General features: G+C 58.2%; 20 protein-coding genes and 1 pseudogene. 14 read left to right on the top strand and 7 right to left on the bottom strand.

From position 1 onward, the window contains the following. Window positions 1–61 precede the first annotated feature (61 nt). Window positions 62–838, top strand: a complete 777-nt coding sequence (locus IEY47_RS10500) for a DeoR/GlpR family DNA-binding transcription regulator (protein WP_188983176.1) — start codon at window positions 62–64, stop codon at window positions 836–838. A 2-nt stretch (window positions 839–840) separates the two neighbouring features. Beyond that, window positions 841–2679, top strand: a complete 1839-nt coding sequence (gene glmS / locus IEY47_RS10495) for a glutamine--fructose-6-phosphate transaminase (isomerizing) (RefSeq protein ID WP_188983175.1) — start codon at window positions 841–843, stop codon at window positions 2677–2679. A 93-nt stretch (window positions 2680–2772) separates the two neighbouring features. On the opposite strand, the gene IEY47_RS10490 is transcribed toward glmS, so the two are convergent. After that, window positions 2773–3660 carry an NAD-dependent epimerase/dehydratase family protein gene (locus IEY47_RS10490; protein WP_188983174.1) on the bottom strand — a complete coding sequence of 296 codons (888 nt, stop codon included), beginning with the start codon at window positions 3658–3660 and terminating at the stop codon, window positions 2773–2775. A gap of 201 nt (window positions 3661–3861) precedes the next feature. Between IEY47_RS10490 and IEY47_RS10485 the strand changes: the two genes are divergently transcribed. Further along, window positions 3862–4857, top strand: coding sequence for an aldo/keto reductase (locus IEY47_RS10485; protein WP_188983173.1), 996 nt, complete (start codon window positions 3862–3864; stop codon window positions 4855–4857). Window positions 4858–4929: 72 nt separating this feature from the next. Here the strand turns inward: IEY47_RS10485 and IEY47_RS10480 are convergent, their stop codons facing one another. The 4 genes and pseudogenes from IEY47_RS10480 to IEY47_RS20640 form a co-directional block, all read right to left on the bottom strand. After that, a complete protein-coding gene (locus IEY47_RS10480) occupies window positions 4930–5757 on the bottom strand; it encodes an aldo/keto reductase (protein WP_188983172.1) in 828 nt (275 codons plus the stop codon). A gap of 117 nt (window positions 5758–5874) precedes the next feature. Next, complete coding sequence (locus IEY47_RS10475) at window positions 5875–7032, bottom strand: MFS transporter (RefSeq protein WP_373293567.1); 1158 nt, start codon at window positions 7030–7032, stop codon at window positions 5875–5877. A 159-nt stretch (window positions 7033–7191) separates the two neighbouring features. Continuing rightward, window positions 7192–8049 (bottom strand): SDR family NAD(P)-dependent oxidoreductase, encoded by an 858-nt coding sequence (locus IEY47_RS10470; protein ID WP_188983170.1) that lies wholly within the window; start codon window positions 8047–8049, stop codon window positions 7192–7194. Window positions 8050–8071: 22 nt separating this feature from the next. Beyond that, a pseudogene (locus tag IEY47_RS20640) lies at window positions 8072–9205 on the bottom strand (metallophosphoesterase). A gap of 130 nt (window positions 9206–9335) precedes the next feature. On the opposite strand from IEY47_RS20640, the gene IEY47_RS10460 reads away from it, so the two are divergent. The 9 genes from IEY47_RS10460 to yczE all read left to right on the top strand — a co-directional run bounded on the left by IEY47_RS10460 (window position 9336) and on the right by yczE (window position 17390). Continuing rightward, entirely contained in the window at window positions 9336–10256 is a 921-nt protein-coding gene (locus IEY47_RS10460) for a LysR family transcriptional regulator (RefSeq protein WP_188983169.1), read from the top strand. A gap of 362 nt (window positions 10257–10618) precedes the next feature. Further along, entirely contained in the window at window positions 10619–11356 is a 738-nt protein-coding gene (locus IEY47_RS10455) for an IclR family transcriptional regulator (RefSeq protein WP_188983168.1), read from the top strand. 59 nt (window positions 11357–11415) lie between these two features. After that, window positions 11416–12171: a transporter substrate-binding domain-containing protein gene (locus IEY47_RS10450; RefSeq protein ID WP_188983167.1), complete on the top strand. Its 756-nt coding sequence runs from the start codon at window positions 11416–11418 to the stop codon at window positions 12169–12171. Between the two features lie 82 nt (window positions 12172–12253). Further along, window positions 12254–12919 (top strand): amino acid ABC transporter permease, encoded by a 666-nt coding sequence (locus IEY47_RS10445; protein WP_188983166.1) that lies wholly within the window; start codon window positions 12254–12256, stop codon window positions 12917–12919. After that, window positions 12919–13692, top strand: a complete 774-nt coding sequence (locus IEY47_RS10440) for an amino acid ABC transporter ATP-binding protein (RefSeq protein ID WP_308426286.1) — start codon at window positions 12919–12921, stop codon at window positions 13690–13692. The genes IEY47_RS10445 and IEY47_RS10440 overlap by 1 nt, the downstream gene beginning before the upstream one ends. Window positions 13693–13739: 47 nt before the next feature. Next, a complete protein-coding gene (locus IEY47_RS10435) occupies window positions 13740–15152 on the top strand; it encodes a formimidoylglutamate deiminase (RefSeq protein WP_188983165.1) in 1413 nt (470 codons plus the stop codon). After that, window positions 15149–15952 (top strand): N-formylglutamate deformylase, encoded by an 804-nt coding sequence (gene hutG / locus IEY47_RS10430; RefSeq protein WP_188983164.1) that lies wholly within the window; start codon window positions 15149–15151, stop codon window positions 15950–15952. Before IEY47_RS10435 ends, hutG begins: the two co-directional genes overlap by 4 nt. A 28-nt stretch (window positions 15953–15980) precedes the next feature. Beyond that, window positions 15981–16610: a HutD/Ves family protein gene (locus IEY47_RS10425; RefSeq protein WP_188983163.1), complete on the top strand. Its 630-nt coding sequence runs from the start codon at window positions 15981–15983 to the stop codon at window positions 16608–16610. Window positions 16611–16706: 96 nt separating this feature from the next. Next, complete coding sequence (gene yczE / locus IEY47_RS10420) at window positions 16707–17390, top strand: membrane protein YczE (protein WP_188983162.1); 684 nt, start codon at window positions 16707–16709, stop codon at window positions 17388–17390. A gap of 25 nt (window positions 17391–17415) precedes the next feature. Here the strand turns inward: yczE and map are convergent, their stop codons facing one another. Both map and IEY47_RS10410 read right to left on the bottom strand, forming a co-directional pair. Beyond that, window positions 17416–18195 carry a type I methionyl aminopeptidase gene (gene map, locus IEY47_RS10415; RefSeq protein ID WP_188983161.1) on the bottom strand — a complete coding sequence of 260 codons (780 nt, stop codon included), beginning with the start codon at window positions 18193–18195 and terminating at the stop codon, window positions 17416–17418. Next, complete coding sequence (locus IEY47_RS10410) at window positions 18192–18401, bottom strand: ParD-like family protein (RefSeq protein ID WP_188983160.1); 210 nt, start codon at window positions 18399–18401, stop codon at window positions 18192–18194. Before IEY47_RS10410 ends, map begins: the two co-directional genes overlap by 4 nt. 182 nt (window positions 18402–18583) lie before the next feature. Here IEY47_RS10410 and IEY47_RS10405 point away from each other — a divergent pair, with 182 nt between their 5' ends. Together IEY47_RS10405 and IEY47_RS10400 are read left to right on the top strand one after the other, a co-directional pair. Then, on the top strand, window positions 18584–19099 hold the full coding sequence (locus tag IEY47_RS10405) for a sigma-70 family RNA polymerase sigma factor (RefSeq protein ID WP_188983159.1): 516 nt from the start codon (window positions 18584–18586) through the stop codon (window positions 19097–19099). Continuing rightward, window positions 19099–20025 (top strand): DUF4880 domain-containing protein, encoded by a 927-nt coding sequence (locus IEY47_RS10400; RefSeq protein WP_229779364.1) that lies wholly within the window; start codon window positions 19099–19101, stop codon window positions 20023–20025. Before IEY47_RS10405 ends, IEY47_RS10400 begins: the two co-directional genes overlap by 1 nt. Window positions 20026–20131: the final 106 nt, after the last annotated feature.

Raw genomic sequence — 20131 nt, 5'->3', positions numbered from 1 at the left:
TGCGATCGTCCACTTCGTATGTTTTGATTCGCGCCATTAACTTTCGAATCGAAACATCTGTATGTCGAAACGCAACACACCGCAACGTCGTCACACGATCCTTGCGCTGCTAACTGAGCAGGGCGAGGTCAGTGTCGACGCGTTGGCCAAGCGTTTCGCCACGTCCGAAGTGACCATCCGTAAGGATCTCGCCGCTCTCGAAACGAACGGGTTGCTGCTGCGTCGCTACGGCGGTGCAGTCCCGTTGCCGCAAGAATTGATGGTCGACAGCACCCAGCCCATCTCTCCGTACAAACGCGCGATCGCCCGCGCAGGCGTCGAACGCATTCGCGAACACGCACGCATCATCATCGACAGCGGCACCACCACCGCTGCGATGATCCCCGAGCTGGGCTACCGGCACGGGCTCGTGGTGATGACCAATTCCCTGAACGTCGCCAACGCACTTCGTGATATCGAGCATGAGCCGGTACTGTTAATGACCGGCGGCACCTGGGATCCGCATTCGGAATCCTTCCAGGGCCAGGTCGCCGAGCAGGTGTTGCGCTCCTACGATTTCGATCAGCTGTTCATCGGTGCGGACGGCATCGATCTGGATCGAGGCACCACCACGTTCAACGAATTGCTGGGTTTGTCGCGCGTCATGGCAGAAGTCGCCCGAGAGGTGATCGTCATGGTTGAAAGCGACAAGATCGGGCGACGCATCCCCAATCTGGAGCTGCCCTGGAGCAGCGTCCAGACATTGATAACCGATGACCGCCTGGACAGCCAGGTGGCCGAACAGATCCGCGCGCGGGGCATTAACCTGATCCTCGCTGCGCCCGCCGGAGGAGCATAACCATGTGTGGCATCGTAGGCGCCATTGCTGAACGCAACATTACCGCCATCCTGGTCGAGGGCCTCAAGCGGCTCGAATACCGTGGCTACGACAGCGCGGGTGTGGCGGTCCTGAGCGCCGCAGGTGACTTGCAGCGTCGGCGCCGCGTCGGCAAGGTGTACGAACTCGAGCAGGCGTTGGCGAGCGAGCCCCTTACCGGCAGCCTAGGTATCGCGCACACCCGTTGGGCGACCCACGGTGCACCAAGCGAGCGTAACGCTCACCCGCATTTCTCCGGTGAGCAGCTGGCGGTGGTCCACAACGGCATCATCGAGAACCACGAAACGCTGCGTGAACGCCTGAAAGGCCTTGGCTACGTCTTCACGTCGGACACCGACACCGAAACCATCGTCCACCTGCTACACCACACGCTAGCCGAATGCGGCGGTGACCTCACCGCCGCGCTCAAAGCCGCCATTCCCGAGTTGCACGGCGCCTACGGCTTGGCGGTCATCAGCGGCAGCCAGCCGGATCGCTTGCTCGCCGCACGCAGCGGCAGCCCGCTGGTGATCGGCCTGGGGCTTGGCGAGAACTTCCTCGCGTCCGACCAGCTCGCTCTGCGCCAGGTCACCGATCGCTTTATGTATCTGGAAGAAGGCGATATCGCCGAGATCCACCGTGACAGCGTACAGATCTGGGATGCCAGCGGCGCGCCTGTACAACGCGAGACCGTGCAGTACCACGATGGTGCGGAAGCCGCGGACAAGGGCGAATATCGCCACTTCATGCTCAAGGAAATCCATGAACAGCCCAAGGTCGTGCAGCGCACGCTGGAAGGCCGGTTAGGCAACGATCATGTACTGGTGCAAGCCTTCGGCCCGCAGGCCGAGGCGCTGTTCGCCGGGGTGCGTAATGTCCAGATCGTCGCCTGCGGCACCAGCTACCACGCCGGAATGGTCGCTCGTTACTGGCTGGAAGAGTTGGCTGGCATCCCATGCCAGATCGAAGTTGCCAGCGAATTCCGCTACCGCAAGGTGGTGGTGCAGCCGGATACCCTGTTCGTCACCATTTCCCAGTCCGGCGAAACCGCCGATACCCTGGCCGCGTTGCGCAACGCCAAGCAACTGGGCTATCTCGCAAGCCTCGCCATCTGCAACGTTGGCACCAGCTCGCTGGTCCGTGAATCCGACCTTACATTGCTCACCCAGGCCGGTCCGGAAATCGGCGTTGCCTCGACTAAAGCGTTTACGACGCAGCTGGTCGGGCTGATGCTTCTGACGTTGGCGCTAGGCCGTGCGCGGGGCAATTTGGAAGCGACCATTGAAGCCGAGCTGGTAGAAGAACTTCGTCGACTGCCCACCCGTTTGGGTGAAGCGTTGGCCATGGACAAGATTATCGAGAAGGTCTCGGAGTTGTTCGCGGAAAAACACCACACCCTGTTCCTCGGCCGCGGCGCGCAATACCCGGTGGCGATGGAAGGCGCACTCAAGCTCAAGGAAATTTCCTACATTCACGCCGAGGCCTACCCGGCAGGCGAGCTCAAGCACGGGCCGCTGGCACTGGTCGATGCGGACATGCCGGTGGTAACCGTTGCACCGAACAACGAGCTGCTGGAAAAGCTGAAGTCCAATCTCCAGGAGGTTCGCGCGCGCGGCGGCGAGCTTATCGTCTTCGCTGACACCAAGGCCGCTATGAGCAATGGCGAAGGAACCCACGTCGTGAACATGCCCCACATCCACGATGCACTCGCGCCGGTGTTGTACACCCTTCCGCTGCAGTTGCTCTCGTACCACGTGGCCGTCCTGCGCGGCACCGACGTCGATCAGCCGCGTAACTTGGCCAAGAGCGTGACGGTCGAGTAATAAGCGGGGCATCCAGGTTTCCAACAGCGAGCGCGAGCAGCTGCCCATAGCTGACGCTAGGACAGTTGCCTAATTGCTAGAGAAAAGGCGTGCTTAGATCTCATTCAACCAGGAGTACGCTGGTTTGAATCCGAGCACTCGCTTGGCCTTTTCATTCGAAAGAAGCACTTGGTTACCCGTAATTTCCTTCCGGCGCTCAATATTCGGATAGTGAGCATCAAGTAGCGCGCTGCTCGGCGTTCGCATCACCGTCTCGTCATTCGTAATAAAGAACTCGTCTTTGCCACGTGCCTCATGGTGAAGAGCCAATTCGATAGCCTGGGCAACATCACGGTTATCGACGTACGTCCAGAAATTCCATAGGCGTACAGTGGGATCGTCCTGCCACGTTTCGAACTTGGCGTACTCCTCCGGATCCATAACATTCGAGAGGCGCAGGCAGGTGATCCTCAATGAAGGGTCATTGAGACAAAATTGACGGGCCATCTCCTCCCCAAGCACTTTGGTCAACGCGTAGACGTTGTAACCCCGCATGGGGTAGTCCTCATCTACAGGTACGTAAGGCGCATCGGTCTTGTCGTAGGGGACCCCGGTACCTACCTCGCTTGCCGCCCAGATGATGTCTTTGATACCGAGACGGCGAGCCGCTTCAAAGACGTTATAGGTCGTGACCATGTTCACGCGGAATTCGTCGCTGTCAGGAATCATCCGAGGATGCGGCATGCTAGCTAAGTGGATGACCGCATCGAACGCTTTTGGCTCTGGACGTCCATAGACGTCTTTCCCGACCGAAGATAAGGCATCCAGAGTCTGACCAAAATCTTCGAGGTCGACCTGCATCATGGGCTCTTCGAGATCCAATGGGCTGTCTCGGTCGATTACAAATACATCGTGCCCGCATTTTTTCAGGTAAGGAACCAGACGCTTTCCTACCTTGCCATGACCACCGGTGACAGCTACGCGTTTAATCGATTGCGACATTATTCCTCCAGACTTAATCGGCAACTTATCTTGCCGAGTCTCTTGAATTGACCAGATAGGAACAGGATCAACCCTTTGCTTAGAGTCAATGCCTGAGTGAACGTAATTCAACGATCTGAGCAGTTGAGGAGGGTCCAACAATCTTTAATACGCGGACTCACTGCGTGACCAAGACCTGCACATTTGAATGGAGAAACCGCTATGCAATTTGTGAAGCTAGGTACATCCGGTCTAGATGTCTCACGGCTCTGCCTTGGATGCATGACGTTTGGCGACCCTGGTTCGGGCGCTCACTCATGGACGTTGAGCGAAGAGAAAAGCAGGCCGATCATCAAGCATGCAGTCGATCGAGGGATCAATTTTTTCGACACGGCTAACAGCTACTCCGCTGGAACGTCCGAAGCGATAGTCGGGAAGCTGTTAAAGGAGTTCACTCGCCGCGAGGAGGCGGTAATCGCGACCAAGGTTTTCTTTCCTCCTGACGGCGGAGGCGGCACCCGAAAACCGAACGCCCAAGGCCTATCTCGTAAGACAATCATGGCCAGTATCGACGCAAGCTTGGCGAGGCTTGGAACGGATTACGTCGACCTGTACCAGATACATCGCTGGGATTACCAGACGCCAATCGAGGAAACGATGGAGGCGCTTCATGATGTCGTGAAAGCCGGTAAAGCTCGCTATATCGGTGCGTCATCCATGTATGCGTGGCAGTTTGCGAAGGCCCAGCATGTGGCGGTCAGCCATGGTTGGAGCCGATTTGTCTCAATGCAAAATTATCTCAACTTGCTTTACCGAGAGGAGGAGCGAGAGATGATTCCTCTATGTATCGATCAAGGTGTCGGCGTGATGCCTTGGAGCCCACTGGCACGGGGGATGTTGACCCGTCCCTATGGCCAGAAGACTGAACGAGCAAGGACTGACGCGGTTTCCCAAAAACTGTACGAGGCAACCGAAACTGAAGATGCCAAAGTAATTGCGGAGGTGGAACGTCTTTCGGCTGAGCGCGGCGTTCCAATGGCCCAGATCGCCTTGGCTTGGGTTCTGTCGAAGTCTGGCGTGTCTGCTCCTATCGTTGGGGCCTCCAAGATTGAGCAGCTTGATGATGCAATTTCGGCCTTGGATATCACGCTAAGCAACGACGAAGTTGCAAGGCTGGAGCAGCCTTACGTGCCGCACGCAGTGGTCGGTTTTTCGTAGTCAGAAGAAAGTTGCTTGCCGGTGACTGCACACCCATGCGATCGCCGACGAGCACACTGAATTCAGTGTCCGTTACGTCAATTCCATAGGATCAGGCCCTAAACGCTTACCGCTATGTAAACCTGCAATCGCGGCCAAATCAGAAGCGTCCAGGCTGAAGTCGAAGACGTCGAGGTTTTCTCGGATACGCGCCGCAGTAACTGACTTCGGGATCGCTATTAGGCCCAGTTCTACATGCCACCGAATGATGACCTGCGCAGCCGATTTTTCGTACTTCTCCGCGATTTTCAGGATTACGGGATCGCTTAACGCGCTGCCCTGTCCGAGAGGACTCCAAGATTGCGTAAGGATATCGAGTGCTTTGTGATCATCTCTGAGCTGTTTCTGATTAAAGAAAGGGTGAAGCTCAATTTGGTTTAACACCGGAGCAAAGCCAGTTTCGCTAATCAGCCGTTCCAGATGATCGCGATTGAAGTTGGAAACACCGATAGAGCGAGCCTTGCCTTCTCGTTGGATTTCCATAAGCGTTTGCCAGGTTTCTACGTATTTGTCCTTGCTCGGCACTGGCCAGTGGATCAGCAGCAGATCGACGTATTCAACGTCGAGGCGCTTCAAACTCGCCTCGACTGCCGCTCTGGTTAGCGTCTCACCATGCGAGTCATTCCAGACCTTTGTGGTTACGAAGATTTGTTCGCGGGGAACGCCGGACTCACGGAGCCCTTGTCCAACGCCTTCCTCGTTCTCGTATACGGCAGCTGTATCTACGTGCCGATAACCCATCTCAATGGCAGCTCTGACCGCTGAGCGAGCTTCATCCTGACTTGCCTGCCATACACCTAGACCAAGTTGTGGGATTTGGTATCCATTGGACAACTTAAAATGGGTTTGCTTATCGGGCATGCGAAGCTCCTATGAATAGACAAATGAATTGAGCTACAGCCATTTTCGACATGGCCGCGGAATTGAATTAAAGGGAGATGATTTGGACGGATGCCCATAGCTAGAAAGCAGGGGTAATTACGTCGTTGATCGTTTCTGAACGGAAACCGAAACAGCGAAAAACACGATGCCGAGCGCGGCAAGAGCGGCGCCGACCCAACCTGTCGAAGCCCAGCCAAGACCGTTGGCAATCGCAAGGCCTCCAAGCGTCGCACCGAGTGTTTGCGCGTCCCCCGCAACATCCATCAGACGAACCTGAAGGGCGGGCACAAGCGCGAACCCGCAACCCACCAGGAAAAGCACTGCGAGACTGGCAATCCACGAAGCAGCGAAGACTGAAAATAGCGCCAGGAAAACGACATTCCAGATCATGATGCAAAAGATGGCTGGCACTAACCCACGGTCTGCCAGCCATCCTCCTACCAGGTTGCCAGCGATCATTCCCAGGCCCCAGAACGCCAGAACCATCGGAACTTGGCCGGCCTGAAATCCTGCCACCTCAGTCAATGTCGGAGTGATGTAGCTATACACCGAGAACATCCCGCCGAAACCAATAGAAGCGGTGGCAAGCGTGAGCCAGACTTGCGGTTTCTTTAAACCGCTCAGCTCCGACGCTGGGCTGGCAGAGGCATTCGCCGGCGTCGAGGGGATGAATATCCAGAACAGCGCCATTGCTATACCGCCCCCCGCCGTCAATGCCGCAAATGTCCCGCGCCAACCAACCACCTGGCCAATCCAGGTAGCAACAGGAACGCCGATCACGTTAGCGGCTGCGAGGCCTGCCATGACGTAGCCTGCAGCCTGAGCCTTCTTGTTCTCCGCGACCATCGCCGCCGCGACTAAGCAAGCCACGCCGTAATACGCGCCATGAGGTAGTCCCCCGATGAATCTTGCCACCAACAAACTGGCGTGATTCCAGGCCAGGGCGCTGGCGCCATATCCGAAACAGAACAGCGCAAGTAACGCGATCAGCAACCCTTTGCGAGGCCACCTCGCAGCCAGGATTGCAATAAGCGGTGCGCCCACCACGACACCGAGGGCGTAAGCGGTGATATAGCCGCCTGCAACGGGGATCGTTACATCAGTGCTAGCAGCCAAGCCTGGCAACAAGCTCATAGAGGCAAACTCACCGGTTCCTATGAATAGCCCGCCAAGTCCAAGCACCGTTATTGCGGAGGCAACCCCATGGGGCGCCCGCGCGATCGTATTACCGCCAGATGTGGCGGTGTCCGTCATTGATTGATTTGTCATCAAATACCTTCCGCTCAGGCGGTGCGTCTGCACTGCCTGATTTAGGAAAAAGGGATGATTGATTAGGCCGTAACGCCTCGGGACGCGTGTCGCCGACGCGGTGAGAGGAAAAGCCCCTTACTTGGGGCTATCGCGGAGTAGGCGCTATTTGGCTATATCCGCGATGTACGCCTGGAACTGACGCTCATAATCCTGATGCCAGCGAGAGAGTGGCGGACGTTTCTGAATGAGGTCGTCAGCGGCCCATTGCATACGACGCTGATCCAGCTCCCAGCTCGCCTCGTTGTCTTCACAGAAAATGTAGAAGTCGGCTGCTGACATTCCTTCGATAAGGCGATCAGCCACTTGATCCGCCGTCCACGGAGCATCGGGCTTTGCTGTAGCGGCGGTCATGCCAGGGAAGTTCATCGGTGTGAACGTGTACCCGGGGATTAACAGGTGCGCGGTGACTCGATCGCCAACCTTTTCGCGAAGTTCATGTGCCAGCTGTTCGGTCAGCACTTTGATTGCTGCTTTCGATACCGAATAAGCTGCGTTTCCAGGCCGGGTGGTTATGCCCTCTTTGGATCCCAAGTTAACGATCGCAGCGCTACCTTCTTGGGAGATCATCGTTTCAACGAACATCTGCTGCAGGTTAAGAACGCTCCAGAAGTTGATCTCCATTAGGGCACGCCACCTTGAGGTTTCGTGCCATGGGCCAGCTCCCTGAATAATTGCTGCGTTGTTTACCAAAAGGGATACCTGGCCGAGTTCAAAGGATCGTCCATATAACGTACGAAGATCCGGCTCCGAACTCACATCACCCTGAATCGGCAAGACAGACACGTCAGGTGACTCCGCTCGGATTTGCTCGACAGCTGATTCGAGTGCTTGAAGGTCTTTGTCGAAGAGCACAACGTTCATACCTTCCTTCGCGACTCGCTTGGCAATCGCGAAGCCGATACCTGCTGCCGCGCCGGTAATGACTGCGACAGCATCTTTGCGGATGGCGGGATGACTCATCAGAGATTCTCCTATGCAGGTTTTATTGGGCAGATGGGCGTGCACGCAAAACGAACTCGGTAATCTCGGACGGGACACCCAGGCGAATAGGGAAACCATTCCAAAGCGCCGTACCGTTACTGACATAAAGCTTCATGGCTCCAACCTGGTACATCCCGGAAACAAATCCTCCGTTGGCGTATTGGCCGATAAGGTCGAGCCCCTTGATCATTCCGCCGTGGGTATGCCCTGATAATTGAAGGCCAACCCCCTTCGCAGCGGAGAGTGAAGAGCCAATAGGGCGGTGCTTCAGCAGAATGACGGGCAGACCTCGATCCAAACCCTGCAGCGCAATATCCAGGTTGGGCCCATCCATACCGAACGAAGGCGCGGCTTCATCCGTTACGCCTGCGACAGCGAGCACACCTCCGTTGCGTCCAAGCGTCACATTACTGTTCGTCAGCACCCGCATACCGAGCCGCTCCAGCTCAGCGATCCACTCTTTTGCGCCGAAGTAGTACTAATGGTTGCCTGGGATGGCGATGACACCCATCGGGGCATGCAGATCCGCAAGGGGCGCAACGTCATGACGGCGCGCCTCAACGGTTCCATCGATCACATCCCCAGTGACGAGGATCAGGTCAGGATTCAGCGCGTTGGTGCGTTCAACGACCTTTCCGACCCAATCAGCCTGGAAGGCCTTGCTGATATGAAGGTCAGTAAGTTGCACGACACGTAGCCCATCGAGCGCCTGGGGTAATCCAGGCAGCTCTAACTCCACTCTCTGTACGCCGGGAAGCTGGACGGCCTGATAGGTGCCAGCACCTGACAGGCACAGGGCAAGCAGCACGATGACAAGCCTTGCCTTACCGCCAATGAAATATGCGACCGACTTTCTGCATAGCAGAGCAACTGCGCCAGCTACCAGATCACTTAGCAGCGTGAAGATGAAGAGGAGGGCGAAGGCGCAGAATAGCCACCCGGCAAGCAATACCAACGGTCTCGGAAACTCTGGCGAGAACATCGTGCCGTAGAGCCCAATCAGGATCAGGTGGTACTTCGAGACAGCGAAAAGGGCTATGGCGATAACCGCGCGCCAGCTTCGGCTAATTGGCAGCGGTACGACGAAGCGCCAAAGCACGTATAGGTAGGCGATCGTCAGGTAGATATGGAACAAGTCGTCGGGCCTCAGCAATAAATATCGAGAGTCATGGTTGAATAGAATTGATGTTAACTTAGAGAAGTGGCGGTATTAATTAGTTAAACTGCACGGACTATTGAATCCCACTCAATAATGGATTGTTGAAATGCCATCGTTGCCGACGACACGCCTGTCACGTGCGGACCTTGCAGATTTAAATTCCTTCCTCGTAGTCGAGCGGCTGAGAAGCTTCACCCAGGCCGCTGTCGAACTCGGAATCACGACCTCTGCACTAAGCCACGCCGTCCGGAACCTGGAGACGCGACTTGGCGTAAGACTACTCAATCGTACGAGCCGCACCGTATCGCCTACCGACGCCGGAGCTGCGCTGGCTAAGCGCCTTACTGTGGGCTTTACAGAGATCAGCGGAGCATTAGCGGCGCTCGATCGTCACCGCGACAGGCCTTCAGGGAAGCTTCGTTTGAATGTCTTGAGCGACGGTGCCCGATTGCTTTTCACCCAATACCTGCCCCGGTTCCTCGAGACTTACCCCGAGGTATCCGTTGAGGTCGCGGTAGATGACCGCATGGTCGACATAGTGTCGGCGGGGTTCGACGCGGGCATCCGATTCGGAAACACGATCCCAGAAGATTTCATTGCGGTGCGTATCAGCAATGAACTGCGTTGGGTCGCGGTGGCGTCGCCCAAGTACCTGAACAGCAATCCGCGCATCATGGAGCCCGAGGATCTAAAACGTCATAACTGCATCCAGATTCGCATGGGCAATGGCGTAATCTATCGGTGGGATTTCGAGAGAAACGGGGATCACCGCTGCATTGAGGTCCCCGGGCAGCTCTGCGTGAATGAAACCGCGTTCGGTATTGAAATGGCGCTCGCCGATCGTGGGATCACCTACTGCCTAGAGGACCGAGCTCGAGCTCACCTCGATAAAGGCGAGCTACAGGTCGTACTACCCGACTGGGCACCGATCGAGCCGGCGTTCCATATTTACTACCCTGGGCGAAGACAAATGCCACCGGGCCTGCGTGAGCTCATTGATTCGTTTCGCGAGGGGCTTACGTCGTAAGCCCCGTGCGGCATCGAGAAAAAACTTCGCAGTGTGTCAACAAGCTCGGCTGGCTTCGCAAGCGCCAGAACGTACCCGCATGAGTCGAAGACCAGATGGCGCGCAAGCGCTATGCCCAACGCAGAAGCGCTTTTGCGTAAGGCCACTAAAGAAATGATCAACGCTCACGCTCCTTGGCAGCTAGATCCTCAAAGCGGAGAAGAAGATCCATGGCAATTGGGGCATATAAGGCGGAATCGTACCGATCTCGTGGCGGTAAAGACGTCTGTCTGCAAGCCGGTGCTTTTCGGCTAAATAGGCATTTTTTCCCGCACCATGAGAATCGATCTCCTAACTTGAGAATTTATTCTTATAGTGCCCCCATGAATGACCCGCAGACCCCAAGTACTGTCGATCGCGTCCTGCAGGTGCTGACCTGTGTCGCCAAGGCGGGGAAACCGATTGCGGCCAAGCGCATCGCCGCGCAGCTACAGATGCCGTTGAGCACCGTCTATCGACACCTGGCTTCGCTGAAGAAGTGGGGATTGTTGCAAGAGCACATGAGCGCCGGGCTGTACGAGCCGGGCGCGACCGGTGTGCAGTTGGCCTGGGGGTTTGACCAGACGTCGAACTTGATCAGTCAGAGCCGCGACGAGATCAGCGCGTTGGCCGAGCGCACCGGCGAAAGTGTCGGTTTGCTGGTGTACAGCAATGGCCAGATGGTGTGCATCGCCATGGAAGAAAGCAGCAGTTCCCTGCGCTGCTCGTTCACCAAGGGCAGGGCACACTCCATGTTGCAGGGGGCATCGGCCAAAAGCCTGTTGTCGTTCCTGCCCGAGCCAATCCAGAACTCGCTTCTCGAAGCGCATGCAGAACCGGATTCAGTCGACCTCTCTGCCCTTAGAAAAGAGATCGCGCGGATTCGCAAGAAAGGTTACGCCACCAGTGACAGTGAGGTCGATCAAGGTGTTTGGGGTGTAAGCGTTCCGTTGATTTCAGCGGAGGGCGCACTGGAGGGCACCATCACTCTGATGGCGCCTTCACTGCGCGTTGGCCCACGGGAGGCTGAGTTGATCAGCCTGACCAGAAAAGCAGCCAGCCGCATTAGCAATCGTTTTTAACTGCCGCCTAATCCATGTTCCGGCTCATGTCAGAACTATCTCCGCCGAAGGAATTCGTGATGAAAGCGTTCAAGTTGTTCACTCCCGTGGCTGCGGCATTTGCCCTGATTGCCTCGCTCTCCGTCCCAGCACAGGCAGCCGATTCGGTCATGCGCGTCGGCACCGACGCAACTTTTCCACCCATGGAGTTCGTGCAGGACGGCAAGCGCACCGGATTCGATGTCGAGCTGATCGAAGCCATCGGCAAGCAATTGGACAAGAAAGTCGAATGGGTAGACATCGGCTTCAAAGGGTTGATACCGGGGTTGATCTCAAATCGATTCGATGTGGCTGCCTCGGCGATCTACATGACCGAGGAACGCCAAAAGGTGGTGAACTTCACTGACTCCTACTATCGCGGTGGCTTGGCCGTGCTTGTGCTCAAGGATGACACCAGCATCAATACCCCAGCCGACTTGGTGGCGGGCAAGAAGGTGTCCGCCCAGGTAGGTACCAAGTCCATCGAGTTCCTGAAAAACAACTACCCGGCAGTCAATGTGGTGGAGGTCGAGAAAAACCAAGCCATGTTTGACCTTTTGGCCATTGGTCGCGTCAATGCTGCGGTCACAGGACGTCCGGCGGCGGTGGAATATGCCAAGCGCCAGCCCAAGGTCCGCGTGTTGGATGAAGGTTTGACTACCGAGTTGTACGGCTTCGCCATCCGCAAAAGCGATACCGAGCTGCAGCAGCAGATGAACAAGGCGTTGCAAACCCTGCGTAACAACGGCGAATACGCAGCGTTGACTCAGAAGTGGTTCGGCACGACCAAAGAATAAACAGCCGATAGAAGTCCGTGCTGGCTGCGCCGCCGGACTTCCGCACACCACGCTTCAACCGTATGCCTCAGCGGAGTACTCCATGAATCTTGATTTTTCCCCGGTCTGGGAAGGCTGGCGCGCGCTCGCTTCCGGCACCTTGATCACCATCGAAATCACAGCCTCGGCGCTCGTGCTGGGTTGCCTATTAGGGCTTCTGATCGGCCTGGGGCGATTGAATCCCAAGCGCACCGTCATCTATGGCCTATGCACGACTTACCTCACGCTGATACGCGGCACGCCACTGCTGGTGCAACTGTTCATTCTGTTCTTTGGCTTGCCGCACTTTGGTATTCAGTTACCGGCCTACATGTGCGGGATTTTCGGGTTGGGCATTTACAGCGCCGCCTACGTGTCCGAAATCGTCCGCGGCTCGATCCAGTCGGTGGAAAAAGGTCAGATGGAAGCCGCTCGCTCATTGGGACTGCCGCACAAATTGGCGATGCGCAAGGTCATCCTGCCGCAGGCATTCGTTCGCATGATTCCCGCCCTGGGCAACGAATTCATCGCCTTGATCAAGAACTCGGCACTGGTGTCACTGCTGACAATTGCGGATGTCATGCATGAAGGCGAGAAGATCATTAGCGTGTCTTATCGCTCGCTCGAGGTGTATCTCGCCATCGCCTTTATCTATCTGATGCTCACCAGCATCACGACCTTGATCCTGCGTCGCACTGAAAAGGTGCTACGCGCCGACGGGAGAGTGTAATGGGCGCTGCCATTATCGATATCCAGAACCTGAGCAAATCGTTCGGCAACCATCAGGTGCTGCACGACATCACTTTCAGTGTTCAAGCCAGCCAAGTGATCGTCGTGATCGGGCCCAGCGGATCGGGTAAGAGCACTTTTCTGCGCTGCATGAACGGTCTGGAAACCGCTGAAGGCGGGACCTTGCGCGCTTGCGGACATACCGTGGTAGAGCAGGGCAGGATGATGTCCGAAAAGAATCTCGACGCGTTGCGCAGTGAAGTGGGCATGGTGTTCCAGTCGTTCAATCTGTTTCCACATCTGAACGTGCTGCACAACATTACCTTGGCGCCCATGGCGTTGCGCGGTAAGTCCCGTCAAGAGGCCGAAGAGCATGGGCTACGCCTGCTGGATAAGGTCGGTCTCAAGCACAAGGCTCAGGTCTTCCCAGGTACATTGTCCGGCGGCCAGAAGCAGCGGGTCGCCATCGCGCGTGCATTGGCCATGGAACCCAAGGTCATGCTGTTCGACGAGCCTACTTCGGCACTGGATCCGGAACTGGTGGGCGAGGTATTGCAGGTCATGAAGACGTTGGCGAACGAAGGCATGACCATGGTTATTGTCACCCATGAAATGGGGTTCGCCCGGGAAGTGGCCGACGTCGTAGTGGTCATGGATCAAGGCGCTATCGTCGAGGCCGCGCCCCCGGCCCAGTTGTTCACCGCACCCCAAGAAGCGCGTACCCGCCGTTTCCTGCAGAACGTGTTGTCACGTGACGCGGCGCCGGTTCTCTGACCGTTTTTGCTCGATCCATTGCCCAAGAGGCCCACGTGGATACATCTATGGATTCTCCGACTGTCCAAGCCCACGGCAGCCTGTTCGCTCACGATGCTTTGCTGCCTGACGGTTGGCGGCGCAACGTCCTGTTTGCTTGGAGCGCGGCTGGCGACTTAACTGCGGTCAGCGTCGATGCGACCCCGCCAAAGGGGACGCCGATTGCCCCGGGGCTGGTGCTCGGCGGCATGCCGAACCTGCATTCGCATACCTTCCAGCGCGCCATGGCTGGGTTGACCGAAACCCTGGGCGATCCCGCTGACTCATTCTGGAGCTGGCGTACGCTGATGTATCGATTCGCCCAGCGTTTGCAACCGCATCACCTGCAAGCCATTGGCCGACACCTGTACATCGAGATGCTCAAGGCCGGCTATACCTCAGTGTGCGAGTTTCATTACGTGCATCACGGCGCTGACGGCCAGCCCTACGCCAACCCGGCCGAGCTGTCCTTGCGCGTCGTGCGCGCCGCGGCGGACGTCGGTATCGGCATGACCTTGCTGCCGGTGCTGTATCAGTACGGCGGTTTTGGTGGGGCCGAACCGTTGCCGCATCAGCGGCGCTTCATCAATTCTCCGGAGTGGATCCTGTCGTTGCGGCAGCAGTTGGAAAAGGCCATGCCGCAGAACGGTAATCTGCGTTATGGAGTCGCACCGCACTCGTTGCGCGCGGTCAGCGAAGATTCGCTCTCGCGGTTGATCGAGGGTCTCGACGCGCAGGATGCGCGGGCGCCGGTGCATATTCACATTGCCGAACAAACGCGTGAGGTGGACGATTGCCTGGCGGTGCTGGGCCAGCGGCCGGTGGCGTGGCTAATGGATCGCCATGCCCTGGACGACCGGTGGTGCCTGGTGCACGCGACGCATATGGACGACCGTGAATACGCCGCGTTGGCGCGCACGGGCGCGACCGTAGGCCTGTGCCCTACCACGGAAGCCAATTTGGGCGACGGTCTGTTCGATGCCCAGCGTTTCCTGGCCGCCGATGGCCGCTGGGGCGTCGGTTCCGACAGCAATGTGGCGGTCAATCCGTGGTCCGAACTGCGCCTTCTTGAATACGGCCAGCGGTTGCTGCACCGCCGTCGGAACGTGCTTGCCAGCCCTGTCGCGCCCGTCGTGGCGGACCGGTTGTTCAGTCAGGCGGTGAACGGCGGAGCCGCGGCCACTGGCCGCCCGGTCGCCGGGCTAAAAGTAGGTCAGCGCGCTGACCTGGTGATCATTGATCCAGAAGCCCCCAACGTCGACTCGGCTAATCCGGCGCGGCTGTTGTCTTCGTTGGTGTTCTGCGAGCACGGCGGCCAGCCGGTACGCGATGTCTTTGTCGGGGGCAGGCGGGTTATCGAAAACGGTCGGCATGCGCTGGAAGAGTACGCCTTGCAGGGGTATCGCGCCGCGCTGGTCGAATTACTGGAGCATGACGAATGAAAGACCATCGCACCTTCGATCTGCACAAGGGCCAGGGCCCTTTGCTGATCTCCATGCCGCACCTAGGCACTGCGCTGCCCGCAGAACTGGAAGCGCGCTACAGCCCGGTCGGCCAAGCCGTAGACGATACGGACTGGCACCTCGATACGCTCTATGGCTTCGCGACGGCGCTGGGCGCATCGGTACTGCGTCCGCGTTACTCGCGCTACGTGATCGACCTGAACCGACCACCCGATGGCGCCAACTTGTATCCGGGGCAAAACACCACAGGGCTGTGCCCGCTGACCACGTTCGACGGTTTGCCCTTGTATCAGCCAGGCGAGGAACCCGACGCCGCTGAAATCGAGAGGCGCCTCGAACAGTTCTGGCAGCCTTACCATCGTGCGTTGCAGGGCGAGCTGGAGCGGATCAAGGCGGTCCATGGCTACGCGCTGCTGTGGGAGGCGCACTCCATTCGGTCGATCATCCCGCGCCTGTTCGAGGGCGAGCTTCCGGTGTTCAACTTGGGCACGGCGGACGGCAGTGCCTGTGCAGCGGGTGTCGGCGAGGAACTGCTGGCATTGGCGCAACGACTGGCACCCGAGATGCCCGCCGTGCTGAACGGGCGATTCAAGGGCGGGTACATCACCCGCCGGTATGGCGATCCTGCTCTCGGGGTGCATGCGGTTCAGTTGGAGCTGGCGCAGCGTGCGTATATGCAGGAAGCCGCACCTTACGCTCTGGAAGACGCCAAGGCCAAGGCATTGCAGCCGGTACTGAAAGCGCTGATCACACAATTCATGGCGTTCACCCCAGCGTGATGCTGGGCCTATCCAGCGAGGGAGTCCGATGAGCGATTGGCGTGTGTACGACCCTCTGCACTACACGGCCATGCCGTGGAAGAACGGTGCGGGCACCACGTTGGAAATCGCCAAGGAGGGTGCTGGCGAAGACGGTGAATACGACTGGCGTCTATCCCTCGCCCAGATTGACGCCGATGGGCCCTTTTCCACTTTTCCCGGCTACCGGCGGATCATCACGGTACTCCAGGGCGATGGGATGGTGCTCAACGTGGATGGGGCGGACAGCGATGAGCTCGGGCCATACCAGCCCTTCGGTTTTGAGGGCGCGGCAACGGTGAACTGTCGCCTATTGGGTTCGGCGATCGAGGACTTCAATCTGATCTACCGGCCTGATCGTGTTCAGGCATCGCTGCGCTGGGTCGACTGCGAGGGTGCACCCACATTACTCTCGGCAGCGACCGAACTCTTGCTGTTCAACGCATCGACGGCGGCCGTCGCCGTCACCCATTCCAGCAACGGACGCCGGTGCGTGCTTGGCCCGCGTGCGACCGGGCGCTGCACGAACAGGTCCGGCGAGCCATTGGAATACGGCTTGGAAGGCCGTGCGGGGCGAGTATGCATAGTGGAACTCCATCAGCCGATCAGCCACTATCTCGTTCACTCCGCATCGGAATGAATACACGCTCTCGTTTCGCGCATCTGCCTCGACCGGTGTCGGTAGGAGGTGGCTGCGCGTTCTTGGAATGACAACAATGAACACGATGGTCGCAGGATGAAGAGCCAAGCCAAACTCGTTCAGTTGGGACCGATCGCGCAGCTGCGTGCCGGTAAGTTGTTTCGACGGCTGGTGCAACTTGCCGTGGGTCTCGCCTTTTTCGGCATGTCCATCGGCATGATGATTCGCGGCAATCTCGGCCTGGCGCCTTGGGATGCCCTTCACGTGGGCCTGAACGAATACTTGCCCGTGAGCTTTGGCTGGATCGTGGTCGGTGTTTCGTTCGTCATCCTGTTGTTATGGATCCCGCTGCGGGAGATGCCGGGGATCGGTACGCTCGCGAATGCCGTGGTGGTCGGTGCCGTCGCCGACCTTACGATGCGGGTTCTAAACACACCGGATACGTTCATCATGCGCCTGCTGCTCACGGTCGGCGGTGTGTTCGTATGCGGGTTGGGCTCTGCGCTGTACATCGGCGCGCAGCTGGGTCGCGGCCCGCGCGATGGGCTGATGACAGGCCTGCATCGCGTATCCGGCCTGTCTCTGCGCGCTGTTCGCACGGCACTGGAGTTGGCGGTATTGTTCCTTGGTTTATTGCTGGCGGGCTATGAGGTCCTGGGCATCGGCACGGTGCTGTTCGCGTTGTGCATCGGGCCACTGACGCAAGCGATGTTGCCGTGGGCGTTGGTCAGGTTCGATGCCGATGCCGATGCCGATGCCGATGCCGATGCCGATGCGTGAAAGTGTCGGAGTGAGGCGCGGTCATTCAGGTAACAACGGCAACCCGCGTCTGCTCATCCGGCCGTAAGGTCAGCACCCGTACACCGTCTGCCGTTACCGCCACCGTGTGCTCGAACTGCGCTGAAAGCGCGCCATCGCGGGTCACCACGGTCCATCCATCACGCAGGGTTTTCACCTCGGATTTGCCCGCGTTGATCATCGGTTCGATGGTGAAGACCATGCCTTCGCGCAGGACGACACCGGTTCCGGGTTTCCCCCAGTGCAACACCTCGGGCGGTTCGTGCATTTCTCGTCCGATGCCATGGCCGCAATATTCCCGCACCACCGAGCAGCCGTGAGCATGGGCGTACCGCTGAATGGCGTGGCCAACGTCGCCCAGCCGTCCGCCAGGGCGCACCGCACCGATGCCCTGCCACAGCGCTTCGTAGGCGATGTCGGCAAGTCTTTGCGCCGCAGGTGAAACGGCGCCGATCGGGTAAGTCTTGCTGGAGTCGGCGATATAGCCGTTCTTCTCCAAGGTGATATCCAGGTTCACCAGGTCGCCGTCCTGCAGGTACCTGCTCGCGGAGGGCACACCGTGACACACGACCTCATTGCACGAGGCATTGAGGGCATAGGCGTAGCCGTATTGCCCCTTGCTGGCGGGACGTGCCTGCAAATCATTGACGATGAAAGCCTCGACAAGGTCATTGATCTGCAGGGTCGACTGACCCAGCAGCGTCATCCCGTCCAGATGGGTGAACACGCTGGCGAGCAGTCGTCCGGACTCGGCCATCAATTCAATTTCTTCGGGTGTCTTGGTCATGCGATTTCGACCGCGCTTGGAACCGCGACACCTGCTGCGCGCAATTCGGCTGCCATCACCTCGTTGAAAGAAAGGTCTGGGTTCATTTCGCACAGCATGCCGATACGAATCCAGAACCCAGCCTGGGCATTGATGGAACGGCAGGAGACTGTGCTGGCGCGGCGGATTTGATCATGCAATTGGTCTTCGATGTTGACGATGCCCATGGCGCTTATCCTATATGAAACATATATGCACCATATATAAACACAGCATTTCGCCTAATCGCAAAATAGCCAGGGGTCTTGCGGCAGCGCTTACAGTTGTAATGGGAACGATTCGCGATTAATGTGCGCGCGGCTGCCATGCGCGCACATGGCCTTTCTTGCATGACTTCCGAGTGTCCACCATGGCTGTCCACGAGGCGGATTCCATCGTCCCTTTCGACGTGTTGTACGGCACGCATCACGGCTGGCTTCAGAGCTGGCTGCGGCGCTCGGTCGGCTGTTCGCAACAAGCGGCCGACCTTGCGCAGGATACGTTCTTGCGTGTGTTGGTCCGCGGTCGTCCCGTTGATAACAGCGCGCCGAAAGCGCTACTGGCACGTATCGCCCGTGGCTTGGTGATCGATCATTGGCGTCGCGATGCATTGGAGAGGGCCTATCTCGAAGCGCTGTCGCAGCTGCCGCAAGAGGGTTATCCCTCACCTGAAGTCCGCCATGAAGCTCTGCAATGCCTGGAGCGTATTTCGGCATTACTCGATGGCCTCAAGCCGGCGACGCGCGAGGCCTTCCTGCTGTATCAGCTTGGCGGACTGACCCATGTACAGATCGCCCAACGACTCGGTCTTTCTAGCCGTACCGTAGAGCGCTACGTCGCCAGTGGCTTGTTGCACTGCTACCGCGCCTGTTTCGAATCCGCCTGATGAACGCCGGGCAACGTCTTCCTGAGCCCATCGTCAGCGCCGCGATCGGCTGGCAAATGCGCCTGCGCACGCATGCCGGAAACGATGAGGTGCGTGGTCAGCTACAGGACTGGCTGGACCGTGATGCGCGTCATCAGCTGGCGTGGACGCGGCTGCAGCAGATGGATCGCATGTTTCATGCGGGCGCTTTGCCCGGCGCCACGCACACCATCCCGATGTTGCAGCGAGCAGAAGCGGAACTAAGTCGCCGAAGAGCGTTGAAGCTACTGGGCGTAGGTGTGACGCTCGGAGGTGCCGGCTGGCTCTCCACGAAGGCCATGCCTAATTGGCGGGCGGACTATGCCACCACGACGGGCGAGCGCCGGCGCGTGGCGCTCGGTGCGACGGGCAGCGTGTGGCTCAATACCAATAGTGCGTTGGACCATAGCGGTGGTGAGTGGGTATTGCGTTCGGGTGAGGCGCTCGTCAGCGGCGATGGGTGGCGCCTGCGTTGCCGTTTTGCCGTTTGTGAGGGGCACGACGCCAGCGTGCTGCTACGCGACCACGACGACTACAGTGAAATCCGGGTTCAGGCGGGAGAGGTTCAGGTGACCACGCGCGCCGGCACCACACGGCTTTCTGTGGGCGAAAGCGCAAGCGTATCGGCGCGGGGTGTCGATGCGCTTGCGAGGGGGCCGATCGACCCCTTTGCCTGGTCACGCGGCTTGCTCATCGTCAGTGATATACGGTTGGCCGATTTTCTTGCGGAGGCGGGACGCTATCGGAGCGGATGGCTCGGCTGCGATCCGAAAGTGGCCGATTTGCGCTTGTCGGGCGTTTTTCAGCTGGATGATCCCGTCGCGATGCTTGGCAACATCGTCCATCTATTGCCGGTGGAAATCATCGAGCGCACGCGCTGGTGGGTGCGCGTGGTACCTGTCGCATAAGTAATCATGGGTACGTCGAATCGAATAACAGGTTGCCTGAAAGAAATTGTCGGATTTCCACAGCTCGTCCGGTTAGGGGGAATCGCTCCCTCGAAACGGATACCGC

This window comes from Pseudomonas matsuisoli (assembly GCF_014647635.1).
Classification (GTDB): Bacteria; Pseudomonadota; Gammaproteobacteria; order Pseudomonadales; family Pseudomonadaceae; genus Pseudomonas_P; species Pseudomonas_P matsuisoli.
Note: the sequence above shows the minus strand (reverse complement) of the source record. Positions and strands in the feature narration are given on the sequence as shown.